Source organism: Streptomyces sp. NRRL B-1347, assembly GCF_000720325.1.
GTDB lineage: Bacteria > Actinomycetota > Actinomycetes > Streptomycetales > Streptomycetaceae > Streptomyces.
The window spans coordinates 337,276-363,384 of record NZ_JOJM01000004.1 but is presented as its reverse complement, the minus strand read 5'-3'; the positions used below and the strand labels follow the sequence as shown (position 1 = coordinate 363,384).

The following is a 26,109-nucleotide window of genomic DNA, read 5'->3' as shown; positions in this document are numbered from 1 at the left end:
CCGCCCAGAATGCTGAGCGCACCACCGGGTCGATGGCTGCTCACTTTCCTGAGGGGGGATACCGGTGCCTGGAGTCAGCGTGCGCTCGCCGGTGTACGACCGGCATCTCGGTCCCGCACCGTTCATGACCCGTCCGGCGCCATCCGGCAGCCCGGCCCCCGCGCCGACCGACCTCGGGAACGGCTACGCGGTCGCCGTGGTGGGCACGGGCCCGCGGGGCATCTCCATCCTCGAACGCCTGGGAGCGCGGTTGCTCGGCAAGCGGCCCGCGCGGCCCCTCACGATCTACGCCATCGACGCGGACGAGGTCGGCTCCGGCCGAGTCTGGCGTTCGGGCCAGCCGCGGTGGCTGTCGATGAACAACCGCTGCGGCGAGGTCACCATGTTCTCCGGCCCCGCCGACGACGGCGCCTGGCGCCCCGGCGCCGGGCCGACGTTCGCCCAGTGGTGGCAGCGCGTGGACGCCCGTTTCCCCGGCCCCGACGCGTACGCGCCCCGCAGCCTCTACGGGCGCTATCTGCGCTTCGTCCTCGACGTCGTGGAGACGAACCTGCCGCCGGACGTGCGCCTGGTCCGCGTCCCCGGTCTCGTCAGCGGCATCGAGGAGCGCGCCGGACGGTTCGAACTCCGCGTCGGGGACCGGCTGATCGCCTGCGACCAGGTCGCCGTCTGCAGCGGCCATCCGCGCGAGCAGCCCGAGCGCCCCGCCCTCGCGGGCCGGACCCCGCCGGAACGGCCGCAGCGCCGCGCGCCCTCGCGTGCCTTCGACGGCACCGGGCGCCTGGGAGTGCTCCCCGGCAGCGTGATCGGCGTCCGCGGGCTCGGCCTCACCTTCCACGACGTCGTGGCCATGCTGACGGTCGGCCGCGGCGGGCGCTTCGTCGGGCACGGGCGCGACTGCGTCTACGTGCCGAGCGGGGACGAGCCCGACCTGATCGTGGCCGGTTCCCGCAGTGCCCTGCCCATCCCGACGCGCGGGGCCGCGCAGCGGCCGTTCGACTTCAGGTTCGCGCCCCGCCTGTTCACGTCCGAGCGGATCGCCCGGCTGCGGGCGGCGGGGCCGCTCGACTTCCGCGCGGACGTCATGCCGTGGCTCGAAGCCGAGGTGAACATCGCCTTCTGGAAGCGGCGCCTCGCCCCGGACTCGTTCGCGGCCTTGGAAGGGCAGCTCGCGAGCTTCCCGTACGACGACCCCGAGGTGCTGCCGAGGCTGCGGCAGGCGGCGTCCGACCTCGGCTGCGACGAGGCGCTGGCCCTGGAGGACCTCGCCCACCCCTTCCGGGGACGCGACTTCGCCGGTCAAGGGGAGTTCCGGGGCGAGCTCGGACGGCTCCTGGCGAGCGACGTGGACGAGGCGATGCGCGGCGAGGTCGACGGCGCGCTGAAGGCCGCCATGGAGGTCATCCGGGACGTACGCCCGACGGTGCGGGCCGCGGTGGACTTCGGCGGGCTCACGGCGGCGTCCCACAAGGACTTCGTGGAGTGCGTCGGCCCGATGCTCGCCTTCCTCTCCACCGGTCCTTCCGCCGTCCGGTCCTGCCAGCTCATCGCGCTGATGCGATGCGGCCTGCTCGAAGTCCTGGGCCCGCAGGCCCGGTTCACGGCCCACGACGACGGCTTCGTCGGCCATTCGCCGCTGGTCGCCGACTACAGCGTCTTCTGCTCGGACGTCGTCGACGCCCGCATCCGGCAGCCCGACATCGACAAGGACGCGGGACCGCTGGTCAAGAAGCAGCGGGACGCCGGGGCCTGGCGGCCGCACGTGTGCGCCGGTGATCCGGCGTTCCGCACGGGCGGCATCGACGTCACCACGGCGCCGTACCACCCCATCGCCGCCGACGGTTCGGTGGAGCGCCGGATGTACGTGCTCGGCATCCCGACGGAGTCCACGCGCTGGTTCATGCAGGTCGGCATCGGCCGTCCGGGGCCCTGGGGCGAGTTCTTCCGCGACGCGGACACGATCGCCCGGGCCGCCCTGGGCGAGGTCGAGCTGACCGGCCTTCCCGCAGAGGACGGCGCGCCCCTCGGGGCGCGCGACATGGACTACTGCTTCGGCCCGCAGGACCCGGACGGGGCCTCCCCTTTCTGAGTACCGAAACCCATGGAGGTGTGTCGTGGAAAGCAAGGTCCTCAACGACAAGGTGGCGGTGGTCACCGGCGCGGCCCGAGGCATCGGCAGGGCGATCGCGCAGCGGTACGTCGAGGAAGGCGCGCTCGTCGCCATAGCGGACGTCGACGCCGCGGCGGCCGAGAAGACCGCGGCGGACCTCGGCGAGCGGGCCGCGGCCTTCGCCTGGGACGTCGCGGACACGGCGGCGGCGCACGCCATGGCGGAGCAGGTGTCCGCCCGCTTCGGCAGGATCGACATCCTGGTCAACAACGCGGGCGTCTTCGACATGCAGCCGATCCTGGAGATCACCGAGGCCGAGTACGACCGGGTCTTCGACATCAATGTGAAGGGCCTGCTCTTCACCCTCCAGGCGGTCGCCAAGGACATGGTCGACCGCGGCGTGCACGGCAAGATCATCAACATCGCGTCCCAGGCCGGGCGCAGGGGCGAGCCGCTCGTGGCCGTGTACTGCGCGAGCAAGGCCGCGGTCATCAGCCTCACGCAGTCCGCGGGCCTCGCCCTGATCGGGCACGGCATCAACGTCAACGGCATCTCGCCGGGCGTCGTCGACACCTCCTGGGACAACGTCGACGCGCTGTTCGCCAAGTACGAGAACAGGCCGCTCGGCGAGAAGAAGCGGCTGGTCGGCGATGCCGTGCCGTTCGGGCGCATCGGCCGGGCCGATGACCTCGTGGGCGCCGGCGTGTTCCTGGCCTCGCACCACGCGGACTACGTCGTCGCCCAGACCCTCAACGTCGACGGCGGCAACTGGATGAGCTGACGGGCGGGAGCGCCCGCAGGAGACGGAGGCGGTTATGGCGGTACCGGGGCACGACGACAGGCGCGACGCGATCGAGGCACCGGCCGGAGGCGGTCCGGCGCACGGCAGCGCGGAGGAGGTGCCGGACGCCGCGCTCGTCGTGGTCTCCATCGACGGCCTCTCCTCGCTCAAGTGCGGCATCGGCTGTGTGGTCCACTGGTTCTTCGAGGCGATCGACGAGATCGTGGCGTCGACGGCGGAGCTGCGGCACGACAACTGGTCGCTGCACGCGCTCAGCCCGCGCCTCGACCCGGCGTCCGAGGACTACGCGAGCGACATCGTGGCCGACGTCACCACCGCCTGCGGCCGGTACCGCGGGGACTTCCGGTGGTTCGACGTGGCGGACAACTCCTCCCTCAAGACCGTCTGGTCGCTCGACGACGTCGACCGCTGGCGCTCGATGTGCCACAGCGCGGCCGCGGAGATCCGCAGGCTCGCCGAGGGCCGGAGCAGGGTGACCGTCCTCGCGCACGGCACGATGTTCGCCACGCTCAGGTCCCATCTGGCGGCGTGGCCCAATGTGCAGTTGATCTACATGACGCACACGCTCGGCCGTGTCTTCCTCGACGCCAACTCGCGCAACAGGACGTCGTACGAGGACGAGGGCTTCGCCCTGATGCGGACCGCGACCCGGGACCGGATCGGCTTCGTCGGCACCTACTACCGCGACGTGCTGCTCACCGAGTACGACCGGCGCGAGAAAGACCTGGTCCCGTTCCAGAACGCGGTCTACATCCGCTCGCGCCGGTTCGGCGAGCTGGCCGACGCCGGGGCGGGCACCGATCTGGGGCCGGTGCCGAGCGACAAGCGGCTCGTCTTCTCGTGGGGCAGGTGCGTGCCCCAGAAGGGCTTCGACGTGGTGATTCCCGCGTTCGGCGCCTTCCTCAACGAGCGGGACGACGCCGAGGACTGGCATCTGGTGCTGCTCGCGCCCCAGGAGGTCGCGGCCGCGGAGTACGTGGCGTCGCTGCGCGAGCAGCTGCGGGAGCTGCCGCCGGGCAGCTACACCTTCGTCGAGCACTTCGAGCCGCTCCTGCCGTTCCGCATCCTGGCGAGCCCGGCCCTGGAGATCTGCGTGTTCGCCTCCCGGTTCGAGGCGGGGCCGCTGACGCTCATCGAGGCGCTGGCGTTCGGCCACGAGGACGTGAGCATCGCGTGGCACGACATCCCGCCGATGCGCCACCTCCTCAGGGACCAGCCCAAGACGTTCGGCTTCGCTCCGTTGCGGGCGCGGGAGATGGCGGAGGCCATGCTGCGGGCGGCGGACGACGGGGGCGGGATCGTCAAGGGCAGCGTCATCGACTTCGCGACGAGCATGTCGGCCGGTCTTTCGGCCTCCTTGAGCTGGTGGGACACCGCAGGCGCGTGAACCCGTCCGACGCAAGCGCACGGCAGCGAAGGAGACCAGCATGATCCGCCTGTGTGCGGCCTTGTTCTGCCTGTTCGGGTTCACGCTCGGCAGCTGGCAGGCGTCGCTCCCCGACCTCGTGCGCGGCCTGGACATGTCCCCGCTGGAGCTGGGCCTGTGCCTCACCGTCGGATTCGCCGGAGCGCTGCCCGCCATGTTCATGGGCGGTCGGCTCATCGCCAGGTTCGGCGCGAAGGGCCTGCTGATGGCGGGGGCGGCCGGCATGGCCTGCGCCCTCGTCGGTGTGGGGTTCACCGGCTCGTACGTCGTGCTCGTACCGCTGGTCCTCGTCCTGCTCGGCTGCCAGGGCTCGTTCGACGTCGCGATCAACGCGGTGGCGATCGCCATCGAGCAGCAGTCGGGCAAGCAGATCCTCGCCTTCATGCACGGGGCGTTCAGCCTGGCCGCCGCGGCGGGGGCACTGTGCTTCGGCGCCTACCGTCCGCTGGGCTTCCGCGTCGGCTACTTCGGGGTCGCGGCCGTCCTCGTCCTGTTCGTGTGGTGGATGGCGCGCTGGCGCGCCCTGCCCGAAGCGAGGTCGTCGGCCGCGCCCGAGGCCGGGCCCGGGGAGCGGCGCGTCCTGCTCGGGGCCGACGTCCTCCTGGTCGCGGGCGTCGTCGGCGTCTCCTTCCTCGGCTCGGGGATCCTCGAGAACTGGTCCGCGATCTACGTCCGGGACACGGTCAGCGACCTGGCGATCATCAGCTCCTTCGGCCTGGCGAGCTTCCACGGGGCGATGGGGCTCGGCCGCGTCCTGACGTCCGCCGTGCTGCGCTACTTCGACCGCCTGGTGACGATCGCCGCGTGCGGGCTCCTGATGGCGGCCGCCATGGTGTGGTCGCTGTTCGCGCCGGGCCCGGTGCAGGCGGTGGCCGCGCTCTTCATCGTCGGGATCCTGCTGTCCGGCATCGCGCCGATCGGGTTCTCGGTCGCCGGGGACCTGCGGCCCGACCGGGTCGGCGAGGTCAGCTCGACCGTGGCGATCGCCGGGTACGCGAGCTTCCTCGTGGGCCCCGTCCTCGTCGGAGTGCTGGCGGACCTGCTCGGCCTGCGCGCCGCGCTGGGCTCCGTGGTCGTCGTCGGCGTGGTGATCAGCCTGCTCGCGCTCCTGCTCAGGGGGCAGGGGCCGCGGCGGGCGCCGTCCGCACGTGCTCCGCTCGACGTCCGGCTGGAGAAGGCGGAGCGATGAAGACTGAGAGGGCAGGGCGATGAGGTTCGATCCCGACTACACGTATCGCATGCCGGTCGCGTTCGGGCCGATGCCCGGACCGCGCCAGGCGCTGCCCGGCTGCGCGCCCAAGGGCGGCGAGGCCTCCCTCACCTCGTACGCGCTCCGCTTCACGACGACGGCCGAGGCCGTCGGCGCGTTGCTGCCGCCCCGCTTCGCGCTGGACGGCGAGCCCGTCGTGACGGTGGAGTACACCGAACTCACCGACGTGCCCTGGCTGGCCGGGCGCGGCTACGACACCTTCGCGGTCAAGCTCCCGGTCCGCTTCGAAGGCCGCGAGGACCAGGTGACGGGTTCCTTCGTCGCCGTCGTCTGGGAGAACATGGCCGACCCGATCATCACGGGCCGGGAGGAGCTCGGCTACGCCAAGCTCTTCGCCGACCTGACGTCCCGGCCGACAGGACGGGACGCGCACCGCTGCACGGCGTCCTGGGACGGCCACACCTTCGCGGAGCTGGAGTTCGAGCGGATCACCGAGGTGCGGCCCGAGCCCGCCGCTCCGTCGGACGGCGTACTCAACTTCGGATACGTCCCCGGCGTGAACGCCGGGTCGGAGCCCGACCGCATGGGCGCGGTGCTCACACCCGCCGTCGACGGCGTCGACACCATCGGGCAGGCGACGGCGGTGGGCCGCGTCCGCTTCGTGAGGTCGTCGTGGGAGCAGCTGCCGACCTTCTACAACGTCGTCAACGCGCTGGAGCGCCTGCCGGTGCTGAGCCAGGGAGAGTGCGTCGTGCGCCGGCTCCGGCGCAACATCGAGAACCGTGGCCAGAGGCGCCTCGTATGACCACTGATGCGACCGCTCGTCTGACCGCTCGTACGACCAGGAGGGTGCTCGCCGTCGACCTCGACGAGGTGTCAGCCGACACGGTCGCCAAGAGGCTCAGGCGGTACGAGGCGGACTACGGCGAAGCGCTGCCGCGCGAGGCCATCCACGGCAGGCAGATCCGCGAGGCCGTGCCTCCCGGGCGCAGCGTCCAGGTCGAGGCGTGTCTCGACGAGCCCGGGTTCTCGCGGGACGTGCCCGTGATGGCGGACGCCCGCTGGGTGCTCCAGGACCTGGCCGAACGCTTCGAGGTCATCTTCGCCACCTCGGCGATGGACCACCCCGTGTCCCTGCACGACCGGTATCTGTGGCTCCAGGAGCACTTCCCCTTCGTGCCGGACCGCGGCTATGTCTTCTGCGGCTCCAAGGAGTACGTCAAGGCGGACTACCTGATCGACGACAACCCCCGCAACCTTGAGATCTTCACGGGGCGCGGCATCCTCTTCGACGCGCACCACAACGTCTCGGAGGGCCGCTTCCCCCGGGTCTCGTCATGGCGGGACGTCCACCGGTACTTCGCCGCCACCGGCTGATCGGGAGTACACGCCCCGCGTGCCGACGGTGTCCGATCGGTCGCGAAGTCACGCGCGGTGCCAGTGGCCCGCGGCACGGGCAACTACGCTCCTCGGTGGGTTCGGCAGTGAGCCCGCCTACCGCTCCCCGTCCCGTCGGGCGGGGAGCGGGAGACTGCCGTCGGGCGCCGACGACGAGGTGACCGGGTCATGGAGACTTCCCGCAGCACGTCCCACGCCTCCTGCGGGCTCAGCCCTCCCCTCGCGATGAGGGCCCCGATGGCCTGGTCGACCGTCGCGTGGGCTGATCCGGCTGATTCCGGCTGCTCCCGGCGCGGTCGGTCAGCCAGCCTCATGCTCCTGGATCCGGGTGTAGAGGGCGGCGAGGGCCGCCACTTGAGCGCGCAGGGCCCAGGGGCTGACCGGTTTGGTCAGGAAGCCGGCCGCTCCCAGGCGGAAGGCGCGCTCCGCCAGCTCGTCGCTGCGCCCCACCCCCGTGATCAGGATCACCGGCAGCTGCCGGGTCTGATCGAGGCGGCGCAGGTAGCCGAGCACGTCCAGGCCGTCGAGGCCGGGCATGAGCAGGTCCAGGAGCACGACGGCGACGTTCTCGCGCAGCACGGTCCGCAAGGCCTGTTCGCCGCTGGTGGCGCGCAGGACGCGGCATCCCAGGGGAAGGAGCACGTGCTCCATGGCGAAGAGGTTGTCCGCGTGGTCGTCGACGACCAGCACGGCGTACGAGCCCTGTGGCGCGCGGTCGTGGTGGCGGGCCTCAGTGGTGGGTTCCGTGTCCGGGGTGTGGTGCGCGGGGGCCTCGGTGTCGTGCACGGGGACCGGGGTGCGGTGCGCAGGCGGCAGCCTCATGAGTGATGTTCTCCAGATGGCGCGCGAAGAGCACGAAGTGGCCGCTGCCTGACCATCTTCCAGACCGCCACCTTAGCGCCGCCGCCGTGCCCCATGCTCCACTCCGGCCGCTCATCCCACTGTCTGAGGATCTCCGTAGGGCTTGACGTCGTGGTTCGACTTGTCCAGTGGGTTCCGTGGGCGGTGGGCTCGCTCAGGTGCCCGGTTGACGGTACGGCCCTCCACCACCGCAGCCACGTGGCGGCGAAGGGCCTCAGGGCTGTTGCCCCAACCCTGTGCCCCACGAGTCGCCAACTCGCGTCCTCTCACACCGGTCTCTTGCGGGAGCCGCGCGGCCCGCGGAGGCGCGCCCCGGATTCAGGCGGTGAGGACGGAGTCGTCCTCGGGCCGGGCGCCGGGCAGCTGATGGCGGGCCGCGATGAGGGCGGCGTCGACGTCACGGGTGCCCGTCGACACGCACAGCGTGTAGGCGACGTCGTCCATGCGCTGACGGACCTGCGGACGGCCGTCCTGGGCGTGCAGGATCCGCAGCGTCTCGTACTGCTCGACGAGGTTGCGCAGGATCGCGGGGTGGGCCATGAGCATGGAGTACCTCCTAGTCACCGGACTTCCCCGGCACCGGACTTCGCTGAATCACACAGCGATCCGTGTGCCCCGGCTCCCGACCGCCATTCCCGTGGATCACGGCGGGCGGCCGGGGCCGGGCCACGCGGCAGCGGCCTAGGCGCCCTGCTGGCCCGCGAGTGCGGCCTCTTGCGCGATCTGCGTCTCCGAGGCCGCACGCGGAGGCGCGGCCACGCGGAAGGGCTTGCCGAAGCCGCTGTACGTCTCGTCGAGGTCCTTGGCCGGGTACGTGACGCGGAGGAGGTGCGGGGTGCTCCCGGCGGTGACGTGGAACTCCAGCGGTCCCCCCGCAAGCCGATACGTGATCTTCGTGGTGGGCCGCCCGCGCAGCGTGCCCGCGCGCTGGACGGGGATCTCCTCCGCGAGCTCGTCGAGGGACGGCATGCGCTCGTCAAGCCAGGTCCGCCGGGTCTTCTCCACGCACATGTGCCGCATGGCTTCGTAGACCACGGGCCTGCGCTTCACCCAGCGGTCGGCCATCACCTCCACGCGCTCCGGGTGCCCCTTGCTCTGGGGCGACATCTCCAGCGCCTCCCTGCTGCCGCGCGAGTAGAGCGCGGAGCCGGTGATGACGAAGTCCATCGCCGCCTTGCCCTTGCGGCTCCGGGCTTCGCAGGTGGCCGCGGAACCGCGCCCGGCCACGCGCAGCACCGTGGTCCCGTCGGTCCGCATCCGCCGAGTCGAGGTCAAGTAGTCCTGGCCGAGCGTCACGTCGATGGCCTTGCCGATGAGCCGCGCGGTCTTCGCCCCGTCCGGTCCACCGCCACTCGGCGAAGCGGACGTACTGCCGCGCTCCTTCGCATCGTCCTCACCGGTGGCGGTGCCGCACCCGGCCAGTGCGACGACCGCGACGGCGACGGCCCCGGCGCCCTTCAACACTCGTCGGACACGCCGGTCCGGCACGCCCGTATCGCGCGGCATCAAGAATCCCCCTGGGAGTTACGACAAATGGTGATTCCATCATCCCTTGTCATGCCCCTGGAACATGCGGCGGGTGCCGGTCGCGGTGCCGCGGGCGGATCGGCGGTCGTGGTCGGCAGCGTCGGGGAACCGCGCGAGCCGCCCCGTCCGTGCGGGCGGGGCGGCTCTTCGGTGCGTGGTCAGCGGTCGTCGCGGTCGCGGAGGGAGTCGCGGACCCCCTCGGCCCGCTCGCGTGCCTCGTCTGCGACCTCGCGCAGCTTGGCCTTGGCCTGGTCGGTCTTGCCTTCGGCCTGCATGCGTTCGTTGCCGGTGACCTTGCCGACCATTTCCTTCGCCTTGCCCTTGGCCTTGTCCACGCCCATGATCACTCCTCTGGTGGGGTTTGGGATGTCTGTCACGCTATGGGCGATCAGGGCGGTGTGCATCCGGAGGAGGCTCCGCGCGCCTTCAGCGTGCTGACACGTTCCCCCTCCAGGCCCGTCGTTCCTGGCCGCGTGGGTCGTCGCGCTGGGTCCACGTCGTGTCGATGCGCATCGTGGCCCTGCGCTCGTCGTCGTAGACGAAGGGCAGCTCGACCGCGTGGGCGGCGCCGAGCCCGCCGTCCAGGGCGTGGGAGCGCCAGGCGAACTCATAGGCGTAGGTGGCGGATTCGGGGTGCGCGGCATGGGCTTCGGCCAGGGCCCAGCTGCCCGCGCCGAACAGCGCGTCGCCCAGGAGGGCGGAGCGCAGCTCGCCGGAGGACGCACCGAGGCGTGTCTCGCGGTACGTCACGACGAGACGCGGGGTCCGGGTGCGAGCGGGCCGCCACGTCGTCGACATCGCTGCACGTCGAGGTGGCGTACTGGCCCACGGGGACCAGGTAGAGGTTCCCTTCTTCGATGGTGGAAGATTCCGGGCCGGGACCATGTCCTGCCCCGCGGCGTCCTTCGGTGAGCCGTCCGGGTAGAGCTGGGTGAAGCAGGTGGCACGGCGTCGTCCCGCGCGGCACGCTGCACCGGCGCGGCGCCGTCCCACGGCTCGGCCCGGCCGTGCTGCGCGTGCGGGGCCGCCGCCCTCTGCACCGCGACGGACGGGGCGACTTCCCTTCCCGCGGCGAAGGCGGCGCCCTCCACATCCGCCGTCGGCCATCCCCGAGCCGTTGTCGGTGCCCGTCTCGACCTCGCCCCAGGAAGTTCTTGTGGAGGTGGCTGAACTCGTGCCCGATGAGCGACAGGTCCTGGATCGCCCCGGGCGGGAGGAACACATGGGCCGATCGTCATTACCTGCTCCTCGCGACCACGGATCGGGCGCCCGATGGTCACCAGAACTTCACACGCGTCGGCCGGTGCCGGGCGGCACGACGGGCACCCGCATGCGGTGACACCGGCCAGGAGGGATCCACGTGCTGATCGCCGTCGCCATTCTGCTGCTCCCGGCCCTGGCCGTGCTGCTGTACGCGATGGACCGCCTTGAGGGCCGGTTGTTCGACGGCTCGCCGAAGGCGCGCCACGCGCGGGCACGGCACCTGCGGCTCGTGCACAGCACCGCCGAGCCCCGGGGACGCCGCCGCCACGCGGAGCGGCGCGCGCGCAGGGACGCGGCCTGAGCGGCCCGCGATCCCCTTCGCCGGATCTCGTAGGCACCATCCGGCCTGTTCGGGGTACCCGCACCGACCGGGGGCCGGGTGCCGCGGCGCCCGGCCCTGAACACAGCCCCAGACAGGAGGTGATCGCTGTGTCGAGTACGCGGCCGCACAGCGGACCAGACCCACACGCACCGGGCTCCGAACCGGTGAGCGAGCTCGTACAGCGCGCGTCACAGCAGTTGACCGAGCTGGTGCGGGGCGAACTGCGCCTGGCACAGGCGGAGATGAAGGAGAAGGGCAAGCGCTACGGCAGGGGCGGCGGCCTCTTCGGCGGCGCGGGTCTCGTCGGGTTCCTGGCGCTGCAGGCCCTGGTGGCGACGGCGATCGCCGCCCTCGCGGTGCCGCTGCCGGTGTGGGTCGCGGCCCTCATCGTGACCGGGGTGCTCGGGGCGGTCGCCGCGCTGATGGCGGTGACGGGCAAGAAGGAGGTCTCCCGGGCCGCGCCGCCCGTGCCGGAGAAGGCGATCGAGAACGTGAAGGCCGACGTGGCCGAGATCAAGGAGAGTGCACACCGATGACCCAGCTTCCGCACGAGGACGAGTCGGCCGGGACCCCGCAGGAACTGCGCGAGCAGGTCGAGCGGACCCGCCACGAGCTCGCCGGGACGGTCGAGGCGCTGGCGGCCAAAGCGGACGTCAAGGCACGCGCCCACGACAAGGCCACCGAGGTCAAGGACCAGGCCGCCGCGAAGGCGGGCGAGCTCAAGGAGCAGGCCGCGGTCAAGGTCAAGGAGCTGCGGACCAAGGCCGCCGACGCCGCTTCCCGCGCGCAGGACAAGCTGCCCGAACCCGTCAGGGACAAGGCCGCCCTGGCCGCCGAGCAGGCCCGCGCCCAGGCGGCCAGGACCGGCCGCGCCTGGGAGGAGAAGGCCCCCGAGCCGATGCGCGCCACGGCCGCGGAGGGCGCGCGGATGGCCCGGAACCACCGTGCCGTGCTGCTGGCGGCCGGTGGAACGGCCGTCCTGGTGTGGTGGGCGTGCCACCGACGGAACGGATGACCGCATGAAGGCCTCGAAGATCGCCTACAAGCCGGTCGGTCTCGCCCTCGGCGCGGTCAGCGGCATGGTCGCGGGAGCGCTGTTCAAGCGGGCCTGGCAGGTCGTCGGCCGCGACGAGGACGCCCCGGACGCCACCGACGAGCACCGCGGCTGGAGCGAGGTGCTGCTCGCCGCCACCCTGCAAGGAGCCATCTTCGCCGCGACGAAGGCCGCCGTGGACCGCGCCGGTGCCACCGCCGTGCGCCGCGTGACCGGTTCCTGGCCCGGCTGACGGGGACGGCGGCGGCACCCGCCGCCCGGTCAGCGCAGGGTGCGGGCCCGTGCGAGGACCTCGGCCGGGGCCTTGGCCACCGAGCCGGTGTCGAAGGGCGGTTGCGGGTCGTACTCGGTGTAGAGCTGGATGGCCTGCGCGGTCACCTCGTCGGTGAGCAGGGCGGCCAGCTGGACGGCCATGTCGATGCCGGACGAGACCCCCGCCGAGGTGATCACCCGGTCGTGCCTGACGACCCGCTCGGGCGTGTACGTGGCGCCGTACGACTCCAGTTGGGCGGCCGCGTCCCAGTGGGTGGTGGCGGTCAGGCCTTCGAGGAGGCCGGCCGCGCCGAGCACCAGGGAACCGGTGCAGACGGAGGTGGTGAAGCGGGTGCCTTCGTGGATCCGGCGCACCCAGTCGAGGAAGCCGGGGTCGTCCCGCATGGCCTTGAAGCTGCCCCCGCCCGGGACGAGGAGGACGTCGCAGTGTTCCACCTCGGCGTACCGGGTCGGCACGTGCACCGGCAGGGAGCCCAGCGTGTCCCGCACCGGGCCGGGTTCGTCGGTGACGAACCGCACGGTGGCGCCCGGCAGGTACGCGAGGATCTCGTAGGGACCGATCGCGTCGAGCGGCTCGAAGTCGTCGAAGAGCGGGATCACTATGTCCATGCGCCGCAGCATAACCACCGCCGGGCGGGGCTCACCGGGGCCCGTGCAGTCCGGGGCAGGACGAACGAGCAGGTCACCCCCGGGTGTCAAAGATGCGGCGGCCGGGAGTCGGTGTTCCTGGTGCCCGGCCGGAGGGTCTCTGCCAGGATCCGGTCGAGCGCGGTGGCGACCTTCTCGTCGGAGTGCTCGTCGGCGGTCCGCGTCCTGGCGACGAAGTCCCGTACGTCGTCCGCCGCCAGCCTGACGACGCACCAGGTCCGCCCCGAGACGAGTTCGACGTCCGTCTCGTCCTCGCCGTGCGGCCGCACCCGCACGTCCCCCTCGCCGGTCGGCAGGATGAGCCCCGTGGCGAGCAGGTCCCGGCCGAACACCCAGGTGGCGTCGGGCAGTTCGGCCCCGGTCACGTACAGGTCCATCCACAGGGCCAGCGGGTCGTCCGGCGAGTACCCCAGGCGCACGGCCAGGCCGTGCGCCACGTACTCCGCCGTCCTCACGGTCGCGGCGATCGTCATCTCCAGGGGCGGCTGCATGCCCGTTCCTTTCGTCACCAGCTCGTCGCCCGTACCGCGTCGCTGATCAGCTCGGCGACCTGTCGGGGCTCGGACAGGGCGACGGCGTGCGAGGCGTCCGGGAGCTCGACCACGACGGCCCCGGCCCGCCGCGCGCCGAAGCGCTGTACCTCGGGATTGATCGCCCGGTCGGCCCCCGCGACCAGGGCCCAGCACGGCTTCGTCAGCCACGCCGCCGCGGAGGCCGTCTCGGCGAAGGCCGCGGCGGCGAGGGGGCGTTGGGCCACCGCCAGGACCCGGGTGACCTCATCGGCCACGTCCGCGGCGAAGACGGAGGGGAAGGCCGCCTCATCGATGGTGACCTCCACGGCGGAGTCCCCGTCGACAAGGGGATAGGTCCACTCCTTCAGGTTGCCCGGCAGGAGCGAGTCGGGAAAGCGGCCCTGCAACTCGCCCACGCTCTCGTCCTCGTGCGGTACGTACGCGGCCACGTAGACGAGGCCGACGACGTTCTCCGCGGCTCCGGCCACGGTGATCAGCGCGCCGCCGTAGGAGTGTCCGACGAGGACCACGGGGCCTTCGATCTGGGACACCACGGAGGCGACGTAGGAGGCGTCGGCGGCGAGGCCGCGCAGGGGGTTCGGCGGGGCGAGGACCGGGATGCCGTGGCCGCGCAGCTCCGAGATGACGCCCAGCCAGCATGCCGAGTCGGCGAAGGCACCGTGCACGAGGACGACGGTGGGGGTGCGGGTGGTCATGGTCAGCTCTCTTCTCGGTGTCAGGCCACGTGCGGGGCCACGGTAGAGCCGCAGCGGCGGCACCGATGGCACGCCGGTGCACCGCCGCTGTCATGCCAGCGCACGTCGGTCGCCGGATGCGCGGGCGCCAGCCGTGGCCGTCGGGGCGAAGGCCGACGTCGCAAGGGACTGCCACTCGCTGGGAGACATGCCGTACGCCCCCCGGAACGCGCGGCTGAAGTGCGAAGGGCTGCTGAAGCCCCAGCGATGGGCCACCGCGGCCATGGTGAACCTCCGGCGCGACCGGCCCAACTCGATGCGGCAGGACTCCAGTCTGCGGCGGCGCACCCACTGGCTCACCGTGGTGCCGTCGTTCTGGAAGAGCTTGTGCAGGTACCGCACGGAGATGTGGTGGGCGCGCGCGATCGACTCCGGGGAGAGGTCGGGGTCCATCAGGTGTTCCTCGATGAAGGCCCGGATCCGGGTCAGCGTCTCGTGACCGCCCCTCGACGCGTGGGCGGCCCCGTCCGCCGTGTCGGCCTCCAGGAGCTCCACGACCAGGACGGAGAGGAGGTGGACGGCCGTACGGGCGAGCCGGTCCCCGCTCGTGGACCGGTGCTGGCGCGCCTCGGTGGCCAGCGCCGACAGGAAGTCCGACACGAGCGCGCCCAGCCCCTCGCCGCCGGGCACGGGGACTCCCAGGACCTGGTTCAGCTCCGCCTCCGTGACTCCCAGATAGCACGGAGGGATCCGGAAGAAGACCATCTGGCAGTCGTCGCCGAACCGCAGCAGATGACGCCGGGCCGGGTCGCAGAAGACCAGGTCGTTCGGCTCCAGGGGTCTCTTGGCTCCCGCGCGGACGCTGGTGACCGGCCCGCGGACGTGCATGCCGAGGTAGAGGAACTTCCCCTCCTCCTCGCCCGGCATGTCGGAGAGCGTCTGAACGAGCCACTCGGCATCGGCGGCCGCGTGCGGGGCGGATGCCGACCGCGGCGCGGGGGTCGGCCGCGGACCGACCGTCGCCCGCGGTTCCGTCGCGGGCACGCGTGACATCACTGACTGAGGCATGGGAACTCCAGACCGTACGGTTCTTCGTGGTGGGCGCAGGCACTCGCACAGGCCTGCGGATCGCGGAGGCCGGCTAGGCCCGTGTACCGGGTTCCTCGGCCAGGAACTTCTCCACCACCGCGTTGAAGGCCGCCGGGTTCTCGAGGAAGGGGAAGTGCGAACTCGCCACGTCGGCGGTGAAGACGTGCAGGCGCGCGAAGGGAATCCGCTCGGCGACGAAGCGCTGCGAATCGGGGTGCACATGGCTTCCCTCGCAGCCGATCACCAGGGTCGGCACATCGATCCTGGGGAGCACGTCCCGCCAGTCCTGGGCGCAGTGGTCGAACAGCAGCGGCACACCGGCGTGGGCGGGCGTCGCGGTGATCTGTTCGGCGACGAAGGCGAGCACCTCCGGGTCGGGGTCGCCGGAGAACATGCCGCGCACGAAGTCGGCCCGCACCTCGTCGCCGCCCGGCGCGGCGAGCGCGGCGCCCAGGGCGAGCAGCCCCGGCACGTCGAAGATGGCGCCGCAGTCGCGCTGCTCCCGCTCGGTCATCCAGGGCACGGCGGCGACGGCCGCCGGCTGGTCGACGGCGACGAAGCGCCGCATCCGGCCGGTCCCGTACTGGTCGATGAAGCTCCACCACACCGAGACGCCCATGGACCAGCCGAGCGCGTCGAAGCGCGCGAGGCGGAGGTGCTCGACGAGTTCCCACACGTCGCGGGCGAGACGGGCGATGCGGTAGCCGTGCCGCGGTTTGCCGGAAAGGCCGTGGCCGCGCAGGTCGACGGTGACGACGCGGCGGCCGGGCGCGAGACCTTCGACCTGGTGGCGGAACATCGCCTGTGTCTGGCCCCAGCCGTGCAGCATGACCAGGGGGACTCCCTTGCCGCCGCTGTCCTGGTAGGCGAGCCGCGTCCCGTCCGTCGTGATCAGTTCTTTCATGGTCTCTTCCCTGCTCACAGGCGGCCTGTCGGCATGTCCGCCCCGTCCCGCACATCTTCGGACGCGGCCCTCGGCCGCCACCACCGCGTGCTGTAGGAATCCGCCGGGAGATCGTTCTCGCTTTGTCGAAGCGCCGGAATTCAGCCACGCGAGGGCCTGGTTCACACGGCCACGTCGTCTCCCGTGCAGAGGAGTTCCTCGATCCGCAGCCCCAGGTGCAGCGTGAGCCGGTGGGCGCCGTCGTCCAGGTCGAGTCCGGTGATCTCCTGGATCTGGCGCAGGCGGTAGTAGAGCGACGTGCGGTGCAGGCGCAGCGCGTCCGCGGTCCGAGGAATGGACCCGGCGTGTTCGAGGAAGCTCCGCAGGGTGTCGCGGAGGCGTTCGCCGCCGTGGGCGTCGCTCAAAGTGCGGAGCGGCTTCGGGACGAGGGAGTCGTTCAGGGCGTGCTCGGGAAGCTGGAGGAGCACGGCGAACTCCCCGAGCAGGTCCCAGTCGCCGACGCCCTTCAGCGACGCCAGGCGGCGCGCCGCGCGGGCCGCCACGAGCGCCTGCTCGTACGACGTCCAGGCGTCGTGCAGGGCCGGGTGCCGCCCGCCGACGCCGACCACGGGGGCCGCCGACGGATCGAGGAACGTGGCGAGTTCCTCGAGGATCCGGGCCGACTGGGCGGCGATCTCGGCAGGGCCGGGAGGCCGGTCGCGCAGCTGGAGCAGGATCGCCCGCTCCGGGTCGATCGCGGTGACGCCCTGCGCCCAACGCGTCTGCCGGAAGCTCTCCAGCGCCCCCCACAGGGCCGCCTCCGACTGCCGTACGGGTTCCGTGCCGCGGCTGAGGTGGACGACGGTGACGAGGACGTGCTCCGCGTCACCGAGCAGCCCGCGCTCCAGCGCGCGCCGACGGGCGGCGGTGCGCGTGGCGACGTTGGAGTCCACCAGTTCCAGGACCAGGGTGCGCTCGTCGGTCTTCCAGGTGGCGGCGGCGAGGTGCTCCACGTACATCTGCGCGGCCATGAGGTCGGCGGCCCAGGCGATGGCTTCGGTGTCCTGCTCTCCCAGCGTCTTGTCCGGCGCGACGACCATCAGGAGGCCGAGGAGGTGGCCGCGCTCGCGCAGCGGCACGACGTAGCGCGGCAGCAGTCCCAGGTCGTCCCGGCCGTCGATGAAGCCGGGCCGCGACCACTGGGCGACTCCTTGGGCGAGCACGTGGCGGACGGCCGCGTTGTCGGCGCGGCCCTGCAGGAGGGTGCCGATCCGTACCGGGTCCTCGTCGCCGAAGTGGCGGCTCGTGCACACCATGCGGACCAGCGGGTCGTCGACCGCTACGGACCGTCCCAGCTTCTCCGCGAGTTCATCGACGAGCGCTTGAAGCTCCGCGCTGCCAGGACGGGCTCGCTGGGGCCCTGCGGTCATGCGCTGTTCCTCTCTCGACCATCTCTTGCCCGCGGATCGTTGCTCCGCTCCGCAGCTCTTGATCATTTTGAGGACGCGGCGGCATCGGCACATCGCACGAACCGTCCAAGGGCACGGCGCCGACAGGGGATACGAAGCAGTTACTCTCCGCTGTCGCGCTTCTCCACCAGACGGGTCAGCTCCTGGCGCGAGGTGAGGTCGAGCTTGGTGAAGGCGCGGCGCAGGTGCGAACTCACCGTGTGCGGCGAGACGGAGAGGCGCTCGGCCACCTGCGCGTTCGTCAGGCCTTGCGCCACGAGCCGGGCCACGCCGAGCTCGGCGCCGGTCAGCTCGGGCCATTCCTCGGCCTGCCCGGCCGACGCGGGCCGACGGCGGACACCCGCGGCCCGCAGCCGGCGGCGCACCCGGGCGACGTCCCGCTCGGCGCCCGCGCGCGTGTACAGGCCGAGGGCCTTGTCCAGCTGCGGCACCGCGTCGGACCTGCGGGTGACCGCCAGTTTGCGCCCGGCGTCCTCCAGCGCGGACGCCCGGGCCAGTGGCCGGGACGCGCCCTCGTACAGCCGGACCGCGCGCAGCAGGTGGTCGAGGTCGTTGTCGAGCAGCCCGCGGGCGTGCGCGGCGGTGGCGGCGAGGAGCGTGACGCCGGGGTTGAGCGCCGCGCGGCGCTCGGCCACCGCGACCGCCCGCACGGCCGGGTCGTGGGCTCCGGCCCGCAGAGCCATGCGGACGAGGCCGGGGGCGTCGGCGGGGTCGAGCGGGCTGCCGTGGGACGGCGGTTCCGCGCCGAGTGCCCTCACCACGTCGTCGAGCGCGGCCACGGCACGGTCGGGGCGGCCTTCGAAGTCGGCCAGCAACGCGAGGAGCCAGGAGCCGACTTGGCGGACGAGGGGTGCCTCGTCGGTACGCATCCGACGCGCGTCCGCCGCGTACGCCCGTGCGGCCTGCTGGTCGTTGGTGTGGACGGCGACGCGGGTCAGCGCGTACAGAAGGGTGACGTCGGTGAGGTTGCCCGGGCCGAGTTCGTCGGCCGTCGCCGATGCGGCTTCCGCCTCGGCGCGGGCGTCCGTCAGGCGTCCGGCGTCGAGGAGCAGGCGGGTGCGGTACGTCCGCCACATGCGCGTGGCAGCCGTCTGCCCGTGGTGCCGCGCGTGCCGCACCCCGGCGTCGGCGGCGGCGAGCGCCTCCGCGGAACGTCCGGCCGCGTTCAGCAGGAAGCTCCGCCACAGGGCCTCCGGCACCCACAGGGAGGGGGCCGTGCCCGGGCCCGTGGCCAGGGCGGCGGCCCGGTCCGCCTGACGCAGTGCCTCGCTCCAGTCCATCCGGCGGAAGCAGGCGACCGATTCGACCACCGCCAACGTGGCCTGGGCGGTGCGGTCCCGGGCCGCTTCGGCGGTCTCGCGCGCCTCGGGCAGGGCCCGCTCGGCCGCCTCGCTGTCCCCCGAAAGGGACAGGCCGAGGCACAGCAGCGCGAGGAGCCGGGCCCGCAGGTCCGTCGGGATGCCGGGCAGTTCCGCTCCGGCGCGGGCCTGCCGGACCGCGTCGGCGAAGTCGAACTGGCTGGACAGACGCGCCAGGCCGAGGCGTATCCGCGCCTCGTCCTCCGGTCCGGGGCCGCCGGTCGCCAAGGCCGTGGTTCCGAGGTGCCGGGCCTCGGCGGCCCGGCCCGTCCGCCAGAGCAGCGGGATCGTCTCGGCGATGACCCGCGGCCGTTCCGAAGCGTCCGCGGCGGTCAGTTCCAGTGCCCTGAGGCTGAGGTCCGCGGCGGGTCCGGGAGCGGTGGCCGCGAGGTCGGCCGCGGCGGTGCGCAGCCGCTCGACGGTCGCCCGGTCGTCGGTCGCCCCGTCGTCGGCCGTACGGTCGTCGACCGGGCGCTCGTCGGGCTTCGCACGGCTGGTGGGCGGCACGGGAGGTGCGGTCTGAGACGTCGTGTTCCCCGGCGGCAACCCTCCCTGCTCCGGCAGCGCAGCCGCCGCCTGCCCGCGCAGGGACCGGCGTACGGAGAGGGGAAGCCCGGCCGCCACCGAATCGCGGACCAACTCGTGCCGGAACTCCAGGCGATCGCCCCTCTCGACGAGCCACTCGGCGTCCAGGGACTCCCGCACGGCGGTGATCAGCGCCCCCGGGGACCTGCCGAGCAGCTCGGCCAGCAGGCCCACGGTGACCGGGCGCCCCACCGCTGCCGCCGCTTCCACGAGCTCGCGGGCCGCGTCGGACAGCAGGCCCATGCGGCGCCCGACGGAGGACAGGGAGCGGACGGGCGGGGAGGCGCCGGTGAGCCGGGCCGTGCCGTTCTCGATCGCCACCACCCCCTCGTCCCGCAGCACGTCGAGCAGCTCCACAAGCAACAGCGGCACGCCCTCGGCACGGCGGGCGACGCCGAGGACCTCACGGTCGGGGACCGCGCCCAGGACGTCCTCGGTGATCCGCGCGATCGCCCGGTCGTCCAGCGGCCGCAGCGCCACTTCGCGCGCTCCGCCCCGGTGCATCCGGTCGAGCGTGGTGCGCACCTGCGGCGGCACGTCGGCGCCGCACACGGCCACCAGCCACAGGATCGCGTCCGACGAGAGCCGGGCCGCGATGGTGTGCAGGGTGAGGAGCGTCAGCTCGTCGCACCACTGGAGGTCGTCGAGGACGATGAGCAGGGGACCTCCGCGTGCCGCGTCCCGCAGCCGGTCCCCCAGTTCCTGGAGGAGCCAGAACCGCTGGCCGGGGACCGTCGCGAGGTCACGGAGCCGGGCGGCGTCCGGGAGCGGTTCCGCCCCGGAGAGCAGCCCTTCGAGGAGCGGGCCGAGCGGTACGAACTGGTCCTCGGGGTCCGCGCCTCCCCGGAACACCCGCGCCCCGCGCCGCTTCGCGGACGCCGACGCCTCTGCGAGGATCCTGGACTTGCCGCTGCCCGCGGGGCCTTCGACAAGGACGACCCCGCCCTCCCCGCGGGCGAGCGCGTCGAGCCGCTCCTCGATGAACGCCAGCTCCGTCTCCCTGCCACGGACCGGTGCGTTCACGCGGATCAGTATGAACGACTGCCCGGGCTAGTCGAAGCGCAGGTCCGCCAGCTGCTGTTCGAGGGCGGCGACGTCGTCCTCGGGCTCGGTCCCGGCCGGGCGGGCGGCCATGAGCGCGGCCAGTTCGCCGCCCGCCCTCCGGATGCGGGCGGGCAGCCCTTCGGTGTACTCGTCGCCTCCCGAGCCCCAGTCCTCGGACGCCGCGTACACGGCGGTCGGGACGACGGCGGCGCGCAGATAGGCGAAGAGGGGACGCATGGCGTGGTCCAGGACCAGGGAGTGGCGTGCGGTACCGCCCGTCGCCGCGATCAGGGCCGGTTTCCCGGTGAGCGCCGCGGGGTCGATCACGTCGAAGAACGACTTGAAGAGGCCGCTGTAGGACGCTGTGAAGACGGGCGTCACGGCGATCAGTCCGTCGGCCCCCGTCACCGCGTCGATCGCGGCGGCCAGGCGTGCCGGCGGGAAGCCCGTCACGAGGTGGTGGGCGATGTCACCGGCCACTTCGCGCAGCTCCACGACCTCGACGGTGACGTCGTGGCCCTGGGCGGTGAGTTCCTGCCGGGCCGACTCGGTCAGCCGGTCGGCGAGCAGACGGGTGGAGGAGGGGGTGCTCAGGCCCGCGGAGACGGCGGTCAGCTTCACGAGGCGGCCCCTGCCTGAGCGGCGTCGGCCCCGGCCGTGCCGGTCCGGGCCGTGTCGATCCGCGCGGCGTCGACCCGAGCGGCGTGCGTCGGCGCGTCCGGCACGTCGGCCGGACGCCCGTTCGCGAACTCCTTGCGCAGCACGGGCACGACCTCTTCGCCGAGGATGTCGAGCTGTTCCAGGACGGTCTTCAGAGGCAGCCCCGCGTGGTCCATCAGGAAGAGCTGGCGCTGGTAGTCGCCGACCGTGTCCCGGAAGGACAGGGTGCGGTCGATGACCTGCTGGGGCGAGCCCACCGTCAGCGGGGTCTGCTCGGTGAAGTCCTCCAGGGACGGGCCGTGGCCGTACACGGGCGCGTTGTCGAAGTAGGGGCGGAACTCCCGTACGGCGTCCTGGGAGTTCTTGCGCATGAAGACCTGTCCGCCGAGGCCCACGACGGCGTCCTCGGGGCGGCCGTGGCCGTGGTGGGCGTACCGGCGCCGGTACAGCTGCACCATGCGCCGGGTGTGGTCGGCGGGCCAGAAGATGTTGTTGTGGAAGAAGCCGTCGCCGTAGAAGGCGGCCTGCTCCGCGATCTCCGGGGACCTGATGGATCCGTGCCAGACGAACGGCGGGACGCCGTCCAGGGGCCGGGGCGTCGCGGTGAAGGCCTGGAGCGGCGTGCGGAACGCGCCCTCCCAGTCCACCACGTCCTCGCGCCACAGCCGGCGAAGGAGCGCGTAGTTCTCCTTGGCCAGGTTGATGCCCTGGCGGATGTCCTGCCCGAACCACGGGTACACCGGCCCGGTGTTGCCGCGCCCCAGCATGAGGTCGACCCGGCCGTCGGCCAGGTGCTGGAGCATCGCGTAGTCCTCCGCGATCTTCACCGGGTCGTTGGTGGTGATCAGCGTCGTGGCGGTGGACAGGATCAGCTTCTCGGTGCGGGCGGCGATGTAGCCGAGCATGGTGGTCGGGGACGACGGTACGAACGGCGGGTTGTGGTGCTCGCCGGTCGCGAAGACGTCGAGACCGACCTCCTCGGCCTTGAGCGCGATGGCGATCATCGCCTTGATGCGCTCGTGCTCCGACGGCGTGCGGCCGTCGGTGGGGTCGGGGGTCACGTCCCCGACGGTGAAGATGCCGAACTGCATGGGGGTCTCTGCTCTCCTGAACCTGTCTGGATCGTGCGGTCGTGCACTGGGGGAAGCCACGGAGGGCCGCCGGACATTCCGGCGGCCCTCCGCCGCGTCACTTCGCCAGGAAGGCGAGCAGCGCGGTGTTGACCTCCTCCGCGTGGGTCCACAGCAGGCCGTGCGGGGCGCCCTCAATCTCGACGTACTCGGCGGTGGGCAGGGCCCGGTGGAAGGGCCGCGCGGTGCCCTCGGCGGGCAGGATGCGGTCGGCCGTGCCGTGCAGGATCAGGGCGGGCACGTCGACGGCGGGTATGTCGGCGCGGAAGTCGGTGTACCAGGTCGCCGGGGCGGCGGAGGCGGCGAAGGAGCCGCCGCCGGCCGCGGTGTTCCAGCTGTTGCGGACCGCTTCCTCGCTGATGCGGCTGCCCAGGTTCTCGTCGAGGTTGAAGAAGTCGTTGAAGAAGGCGGTGTAGTAGGCGTAGCGGTCGGCCTTGACCGCGGCGACCACGCCGTCGAAGAACTCCTTGGGCGCGACCCCGTCCGGGTTGTCGTCGGTCTTGAGCAGGCACGGCTCCAGGGAGGCCAGGAAGGCCACCTTCGCGACGCGGCCCGAGCCGTACGTCGAGACGTAGCGGGCGACCTCGCCGGTGCCCATGGAGAAGCCGACCAGGACGGCGTCCCGCAGGTCGAGGGTCTCCAGGACGGTGTTCAGATCGGCGGCGAAGGTGTCGTAGTCGTAGCCGGTCGTCGGCTGGGACGACTGTCCGAAGCCGCGGCGGTCGTACGTGATCACGCGGTACCCGGCGGCGAGCAGCGCGGCGCTCTGGCGCTCCCAGGAGTGCCCGTCGAGCGGGAAGCCGTGGATGAGGACGACCGGCTGCCCTGATCCGTGGTCCTCGTAGTAGAGGTCGATGGCGGTGGTGTTCTCCTGGCCCACGGTGATGTACGGCATGGGTGGCTCCCTCGGTTCGGGTCGGCTGGTCCGCGCTCCGGCGCGGCACTTGACGCCGTCACGCTATGGCCAGCTCCGGGCTGCCCGTTGTCGCCCGACGCACCACGCCTTGCCGCTGGGCGCAGAGTTGGCCGATTCACGGGCACGACGGGCCCGAGTTCAGTCGGTGCCGGTCTCCTGGGCGTCGGTCTCCGCGAGGACGAGCCGGGTGAGCTGGACCCGTGAGGTGACCGAGAGCTTGCGGAAGACCGCTGCCAGGTGGGTGCTGACCGTGTGCGGGGAGACGACCAGGTCGGCCGCGGCCGACCGGTTGGTGTGCCCGGCGGCGATCAGCCGGGCGACCTTGCGCTCCGAGGCGGTGAGCGCCTCCCAGCCCTGGCTCGGCCGCGGCCGGGTCGCGGCGCGCCTGCTGGAGCGGGTCACGGCCCGGTCCAGGTCGCTCCTGACCCGGTCGGCCGCGAAGCCGGCCCCCGCCTGTGCGTACGTCTCGTACGCCCTGGTCAGTGCGGGTATCGCGGCGGCGGCGCCGGTGCTGGTGAGCAGGGCGCGCCCGAGGTCGGCGGAGGCCGCCGCGAGGTGCAGGGGGCGGTGCCCGGTCAGGAGGATCCGGACGGCCCGCTCCAGGAGTGCGGTGTCGGCGTTCAGCAAGCCTGCCGTGTGGGCGGCGATGCCTTCCGCGGTGGGCACGAAGGGGTTGCGGGACGCGTGCGCGGCCGCCTGGTCCGCGAGGTCGGCGGCCAGGGCCGTGTCCCCGGCGCGCAGGGCGATCCGCACGGCTTCGACGCAGCGCGTGCGCAGGATCCGCCACCGGAGGAAGGGGTGGTCCCGCTGGGCGGACCGGATGTGTTCGGCCGCTGCCTCGTGGCGGCCGTCGGCGTCGGCGAGGACGGCCTCCAGGTACTGGTGGGCGGCGTGGTTCCCGGTGTTGGGCCGGTCGGCCAGGGCGGCCCTGATCACGTCGAGGTGGTCCCGGGCGGCTCGGCGGTCGCCGCGCAGCATCGCGATGCGGCCCCGGTTGACCCGGATGTTGACCAGGTTGCCGGGCACGCGGAGGTCCGCCTCGAGGCGTTCGGCGGTGACGAAGTCGGCTTCGGCGTCGTCGAGCCTGCCGAGCGCCAGGTTCAGGCTGCCCTGGGCCCACATCAGCATCGCGGGGCGCAGGGGGGCGTCGCCCGCCGTGCCGAGGAGTTGCCGGGCCAGGTCGAAGTCGTCCATGTGGACCCGCGCGACGACCTCCTCGGGCAGGAAGGCCGCGTCGAACGCGCTCAGCGCCGTGTGGTGCTCGACGGCGGCGGCGCCCTCACCCGCGTTGAGGGCGATCTCGCCGAGGCCCCACAGCGCGACGACACGGGCCTCCCGGTCGCCCGCGCGCTCCGCCTCGGCCAGGGCCCGCTCGCCGGTCCTGCGGGCGGTGGCGAGGTCGCGTCCGCGTGACTGCGCGAGTGCCTGGCGCGCGGTCAGCCGGGCGGAGATCGCCGGGTCGGTGACGACGGCGAGCCCCGCCGTCGTGCGGCGGGTCAGCTCGTGGACGTCGTCGAGGTGCCACAGCGTGTCGCCGAGCACGGACTGGAGGCGGGCGAAGACGTCCAGGGGCGGTCGGCGGGCGAGCAGCGCGTCGCCGGTCTCCCGTGCCCGGGTGTACCGGCCCGCGCGGGTGAGCGCGACGACGGCCCGCTCTCCTGCTTCGAACGCCGTGGGCTCGTGCGGCGGGACCAGTTCCAGGGCGCGCAGGGCCAGGTCGGCGGCGAGGTCGGGCATGACGGGGAGGACGTCCGTGGCGGCCCTGCCGAGCAGGCGGGCCGCCTCGTGGTCGCCGGGTTCGGCGCTCTTCAGCAGGTGCGGCACCGCGTCGACGGGGGTGCGGCCCACCGCGACGAGCCGCCGCGCCGCCTCCCGGTGCAGGGCCCGGCGGGCCGAGGGGGCGAGGTCGGCGTACACCGCCTGGCGGAGCAGGTCGTGGCGGAACACGAGGCGTTGGCCGTCGTCGTCGAGGAGGCCCGCGGCGATGGCCTCGTCCAGTTCGCCGATGAGCCCGGTCGCGGGCCGCCCGCACAGGGCCGCGGCGTCGGCGAGGTGGAAGGCACGGCCGAGAACCGAGCCGATCCGCAGGAAGTCCAGGGTGCCGGGCCGCAGGGCGGCCAGCCTGCCGCGGACGCCGAGCACGAGTCGGTGCGGTGGCTCCGGCCCGTCCGGCCCGTCCGGCCCCGACGCGGCGATGCCCGTCAGGAGCTCGGCGGCGAGGAAGGGGTTGCCTCCGGAGCCGTCGAGCAGCTTCGTGACCTTCGCCGGTACGTCCTCGCCGAGTGCGTCGCGGGCCAGCTCGGCGAGGGCCGTGCCGCTCAGCGGCCGCAGCGGAACGGTCGTCAGGCGCGGCCCGTCGCCCCGCAGGTCCGGGTCCTCCCTGCCCGCGAGCAGCCACAGGACCGGGGCGGCGAGCAGCCGGGCGGGCATGACGTTCAGGGCGAACCGGCTCAGCGGGTCGGTCCACTGGACGTCGTCGATCGCGATGAGCGTGGGCGTGCCCGCGGAGCGCTCCTCGATCAGCTGGGCGAGGCGTTCCACGAGCCAGATGCGCTGGTCGTGGTGGCCCGCGAGGTGCGCGAAGTCCTGGGCGGACAGCAGCGGCGGGTCGCCGTGCAGCAGGCCCGAGGCCAGCGAGGCGAGCGGGGCCAGCTCGTGCAGCTCCTCGGCGCGGCCCTGGCTGACGACGAAGCCCTGGACCCGTGCGATCGCGGCGGTCTCCTCAAGGAGGACGGTCTTCCCGATGCCCGGTTCCCCCAGGAGCAGCGCCATCGCACCGCCGTCGCCGTCCCGCACGGCCTCTACCAGGGTGCGCAGGCGTGCCAGTTCGGCTTCTCGGCCGCGCAGCCCGGGCCTGCTCAGCCGGGTGCTCAT

26 protein-coding genes and 1 pseudogene are annotated in these 26,109 nt (G+C 72.8%); 10 read left to right on the top strand and 17 right to left on the bottom strand.

Annotation, left to right across the window (positions count from 1 at the left end; all coding sequences use genetic code 11):
• Window positions 1–64: 64 nt before the first annotated feature.
• Genes IG74_RS0107090 through IG74_RS0107065 form a run of 6 tightly spaced genes read left to right on the top strand, consistent with a single transcriptional unit; the run spans window position 65 to window position 6,925 of the window.
• Complete coding sequence (locus IG74_RS0107090) at window positions 65–2,089, top strand: FAD/NAD(P)-binding protein (RefSeq protein ID WP_158857509.1); 2,025 nt, start codon at window positions 65–67, stop codon at window positions 2,087–2,089.
• Between the two features lie 25 nt (window positions 2,090–2,114).
• Window positions 2,115–2,891, top strand: a complete 777-nt coding sequence (locus IG74_RS0107085) for an L-iditol 2-dehydrogenase (RefSeq protein WP_030671363.1) — start codon at window positions 2,115–2,117, stop codon at window positions 2,889–2,891.
• Between the two features lie 34 nt (window positions 2,892–2,925).
• Window positions 2,926–4,299, top strand: a complete 1,374-nt coding sequence (locus tag IG74_RS0107080) for a glycosyltransferase (protein WP_030671360.1) — start codon at window positions 2,926–2,928, stop codon at window positions 4,297–4,299.
• 40 nt (window positions 4,300–4,339) lie between these two features.
• Window positions 4,340–5,527, top strand: coding sequence for an MFS transporter (locus tag IG74_RS0107075; protein ID WP_030671356.1), 1,188 nt, complete (start codon window positions 4,340–4,342; stop codon window positions 5,525–5,527).
• Window positions 5,528–5,546: 19 nt separating this feature from the next.
• Complete coding sequence (locus IG74_RS0107070; RefSeq protein WP_051854647.1) at window positions 5,547–6,353, top strand: acetoacetate decarboxylase family protein; 807 nt, start codon at window positions 5,547–5,549, stop codon at window positions 6,351–6,353.
• Window positions 6,350–6,925 (top strand): 5' nucleotidase, NT5C type, encoded by a 576-nt coding sequence (locus tag IG74_RS0107065; protein ID WP_063761217.1) that lies wholly within the window; start codon window positions 6,350–6,352, stop codon window positions 6,923–6,925. Before IG74_RS0107070 ends, IG74_RS0107065 begins: the two co-directional genes overlap by 4 nt.
• 83 nt (window positions 6,926–7,008) lie before the next feature.
• Here IG74_RS0107065 and IG74_RS49205 read toward each other — a convergent pair whose 3' ends face one another.
• The 6 genes and pseudogenes from IG74_RS49205 to IG74_RS0107040 all read right to left on the bottom strand — a co-directional run.
• Window positions 7,009–7,260, bottom strand: a complete 252-nt coding sequence (locus tag IG74_RS49205; RefSeq protein ID WP_078868635.1) for an ANTAR domain-containing protein — start codon at window positions 7,258–7,260, stop codon at window positions 7,009–7,011.
• Window positions 7,247–7,768 (bottom strand): response regulator, encoded by a 522-nt coding sequence (locus IG74_RS47765; protein WP_051854645.1) that lies wholly within the window; start codon window positions 7,766–7,768, stop codon window positions 7,247–7,249. Before IG74_RS47765 ends, IG74_RS49205 begins: the two co-directional genes overlap by 14 nt.
• Before the next feature lie 357 nt (window positions 7,769–8,125).
• Window positions 8,126–8,353: a DUF5133 domain-containing protein gene (locus IG74_RS0107055; RefSeq protein WP_030671343.1), complete on the bottom strand. Its 228-nt coding sequence runs from the start codon at window positions 8,351–8,353 to the stop codon at window positions 8,126–8,128.
• Window positions 8,354–8,488: 135 nt separating this feature from the next.
• On the bottom strand, window positions 8,489–9,313 hold the full coding sequence (locus tag IG74_RS0107050; protein ID WP_158857507.1) for a hypothetical protein: 825 nt from the start codon (window positions 9,311–9,313) through the stop codon (window positions 8,489–8,491).
• Window positions 9,314–9,492: 179 nt separating this feature from the next.
• Window positions 9,493–9,675, bottom strand: coding sequence for a CsbD family protein (locus tag IG74_RS0107045; RefSeq protein ID WP_030671337.1), 183 nt, complete (start codon window positions 9,673–9,675; stop codon window positions 9,493–9,495).
• Between the two features lie 85 nt (window positions 9,676–9,760).
• A pseudogene (locus tag IG74_RS0107040) lies at window positions 9,761–10,190 on the bottom strand (carboxylesterase/lipase family protein); the annotation flags it as partial.
• A gap of 504 nt (window positions 10,191–10,694) precedes the next feature.
• Between IG74_RS0107040 and IG74_RS0107035 the strand changes: the two are divergent.
• The 4 genes from IG74_RS0107035 to IG74_RS0107020 all read left to right on the top strand — a co-directional run bounded on the left by IG74_RS0107035 (window position 10,695) and on the right by IG74_RS0107020 (window position 12,205).
• The gene (locus IG74_RS0107035) at window positions 10,695–10,898 is read left to right on the top strand and encodes a hypothetical protein (protein WP_030671331.1); all 204 of its coding nucleotides are present in this window, start codon (window positions 10,695–10,697) and stop codon (window positions 10,896–10,898) included.
• A 185-nt stretch (window positions 10,899–11,083) separates the two neighbouring features.
• A complete protein-coding gene (locus IG74_RS0107030; RefSeq protein WP_030671328.1) occupies window positions 11,084–11,455 on the top strand; it encodes a phage holin family protein in 372 nt (123 codons plus the stop codon).
• The gene (locus tag IG74_RS0107025) at window positions 11,452–11,934 is read left to right on the top strand and encodes a DUF3618 domain-containing protein (protein ID WP_030671324.1); all 483 of its coding nucleotides are present in this window, start codon (window positions 11,452–11,454) and stop codon (window positions 11,932–11,934) included. Before IG74_RS0107030 ends, IG74_RS0107025 begins: the two co-directional genes overlap by 4 nt.
• 4 nt (window positions 11,935–11,938) lie before the next feature.
• Window positions 11,939–12,205: a DUF4235 domain-containing protein gene (locus tag IG74_RS0107020; protein WP_030671322.1), complete on the top strand. Its 267-nt coding sequence runs from the start codon at window positions 11,939–11,941 to the stop codon at window positions 12,203–12,205.
• Between the two features lie 29 nt (window positions 12,206–12,234).
• Here IG74_RS0107020 and IG74_RS0107015 read toward each other — a convergent pair whose 3' ends face one another.
• The 11 genes from IG74_RS0107015 to IG74_RS0106965 all read right to left on the bottom strand — a co-directional run bounded on the left by IG74_RS0107015 (window position 12,235) and on the right by IG74_RS0106965 (window position 26,109).
• Window positions 12,235–12,855 carry a DJ-1/PfpI family protein gene (locus IG74_RS0107015; protein WP_030671318.1) on the bottom strand — a complete coding sequence of 207 codons (621 nt, stop codon included), beginning with the start codon at window positions 12,853–12,855 and terminating at the stop codon, window positions 12,235–12,237.
• Between the two features lie 86 nt (window positions 12,856–12,941).
• Window positions 12,942–13,385 carry an SsgA family sporulation/cell division regulator gene (locus tag IG74_RS47760; RefSeq protein ID WP_051854644.1) on the bottom strand — a complete coding sequence of 148 codons (444 nt, stop codon included), beginning with the start codon at window positions 13,383–13,385 and terminating at the stop codon, window positions 12,942–12,944.
• 14 nt (window positions 13,386–13,399) lie between these two features.
• On the bottom strand, window positions 13,400–14,122 hold the full coding sequence (locus tag IG74_RS0107005; RefSeq protein ID WP_030671314.1) for an alpha/beta fold hydrolase: 723 nt from the start codon (window positions 14,120–14,122) through the stop codon (window positions 13,400–13,402).
• 90 nt (window positions 14,123–14,212) lie between these two features.
• Window positions 14,213–15,028, bottom strand: coding sequence for a helix-turn-helix domain-containing protein (locus IG74_RS0107000; protein WP_234334247.1), 816 nt, complete (start codon window positions 15,026–15,028; stop codon window positions 14,213–14,215).
• Between the two features lie 214 nt (window positions 15,029–15,242).
• On the bottom strand, window positions 15,243–16,094 hold the full coding sequence (locus IG74_RS0106995; RefSeq protein ID WP_030671309.1) for an alpha/beta fold hydrolase: 852 nt from the start codon (window positions 16,092–16,094) through the stop codon (window positions 15,243–15,245).
• Window positions 16,095–16,255: 161 nt separating this feature from the next.
• Complete coding sequence (locus tag IG74_RS0106990; protein WP_030671306.1) at window positions 16,256–17,503, bottom strand: PucR family transcriptional regulator; 1,248 nt, start codon at window positions 17,501–17,503, stop codon at window positions 16,256–16,258.
• Between the two features lie 140 nt (window positions 17,504–17,643).
• A complete protein-coding gene (locus IG74_RS0106985; protein ID WP_234334246.1) occupies window positions 17,644–20,508 on the bottom strand; it encodes a helix-turn-helix transcriptional regulator in 2,865 nt (954 codons plus the stop codon).
• A 27-nt stretch (window positions 20,509–20,535) separates the two neighbouring features.
• Complete coding sequence (locus IG74_RS0106980; protein WP_030671297.1) at window positions 20,536–21,150, bottom strand: FMN reductase; 615 nt, start codon at window positions 21,148–21,150, stop codon at window positions 20,536–20,538.
• The gene (locus tag IG74_RS0106975; RefSeq protein ID WP_030671295.1) at window positions 21,147–22,280 is read right to left on the bottom strand and encodes an LLM class flavin-dependent oxidoreductase; all 1,134 of its coding nucleotides are present in this window, start codon (window positions 22,278–22,280) and stop codon (window positions 21,147–21,149) included. The genes IG74_RS0106980 and IG74_RS0106975 overlap by 4 nt, the downstream gene beginning before the upstream one ends.
• Before the next feature lie 97 nt (window positions 22,281–22,377).
• Window positions 22,378–23,214, bottom strand: a complete 837-nt coding sequence (locus IG74_RS0106970; protein ID WP_030671293.1) for an alpha/beta fold hydrolase — start codon at window positions 23,212–23,214, stop codon at window positions 22,378–22,380.
• Window positions 23,215–23,373: 159 nt separating this feature from the next.
• Window positions 23,374–26,109 carry an ATP-binding protein gene (locus IG74_RS0106965; RefSeq protein WP_107058899.1) on the bottom strand — a complete coding sequence of 912 codons (2,736 nt, stop codon included), beginning with the start codon at window positions 26,107–26,109 and terminating at the stop codon, window positions 23,374–23,376.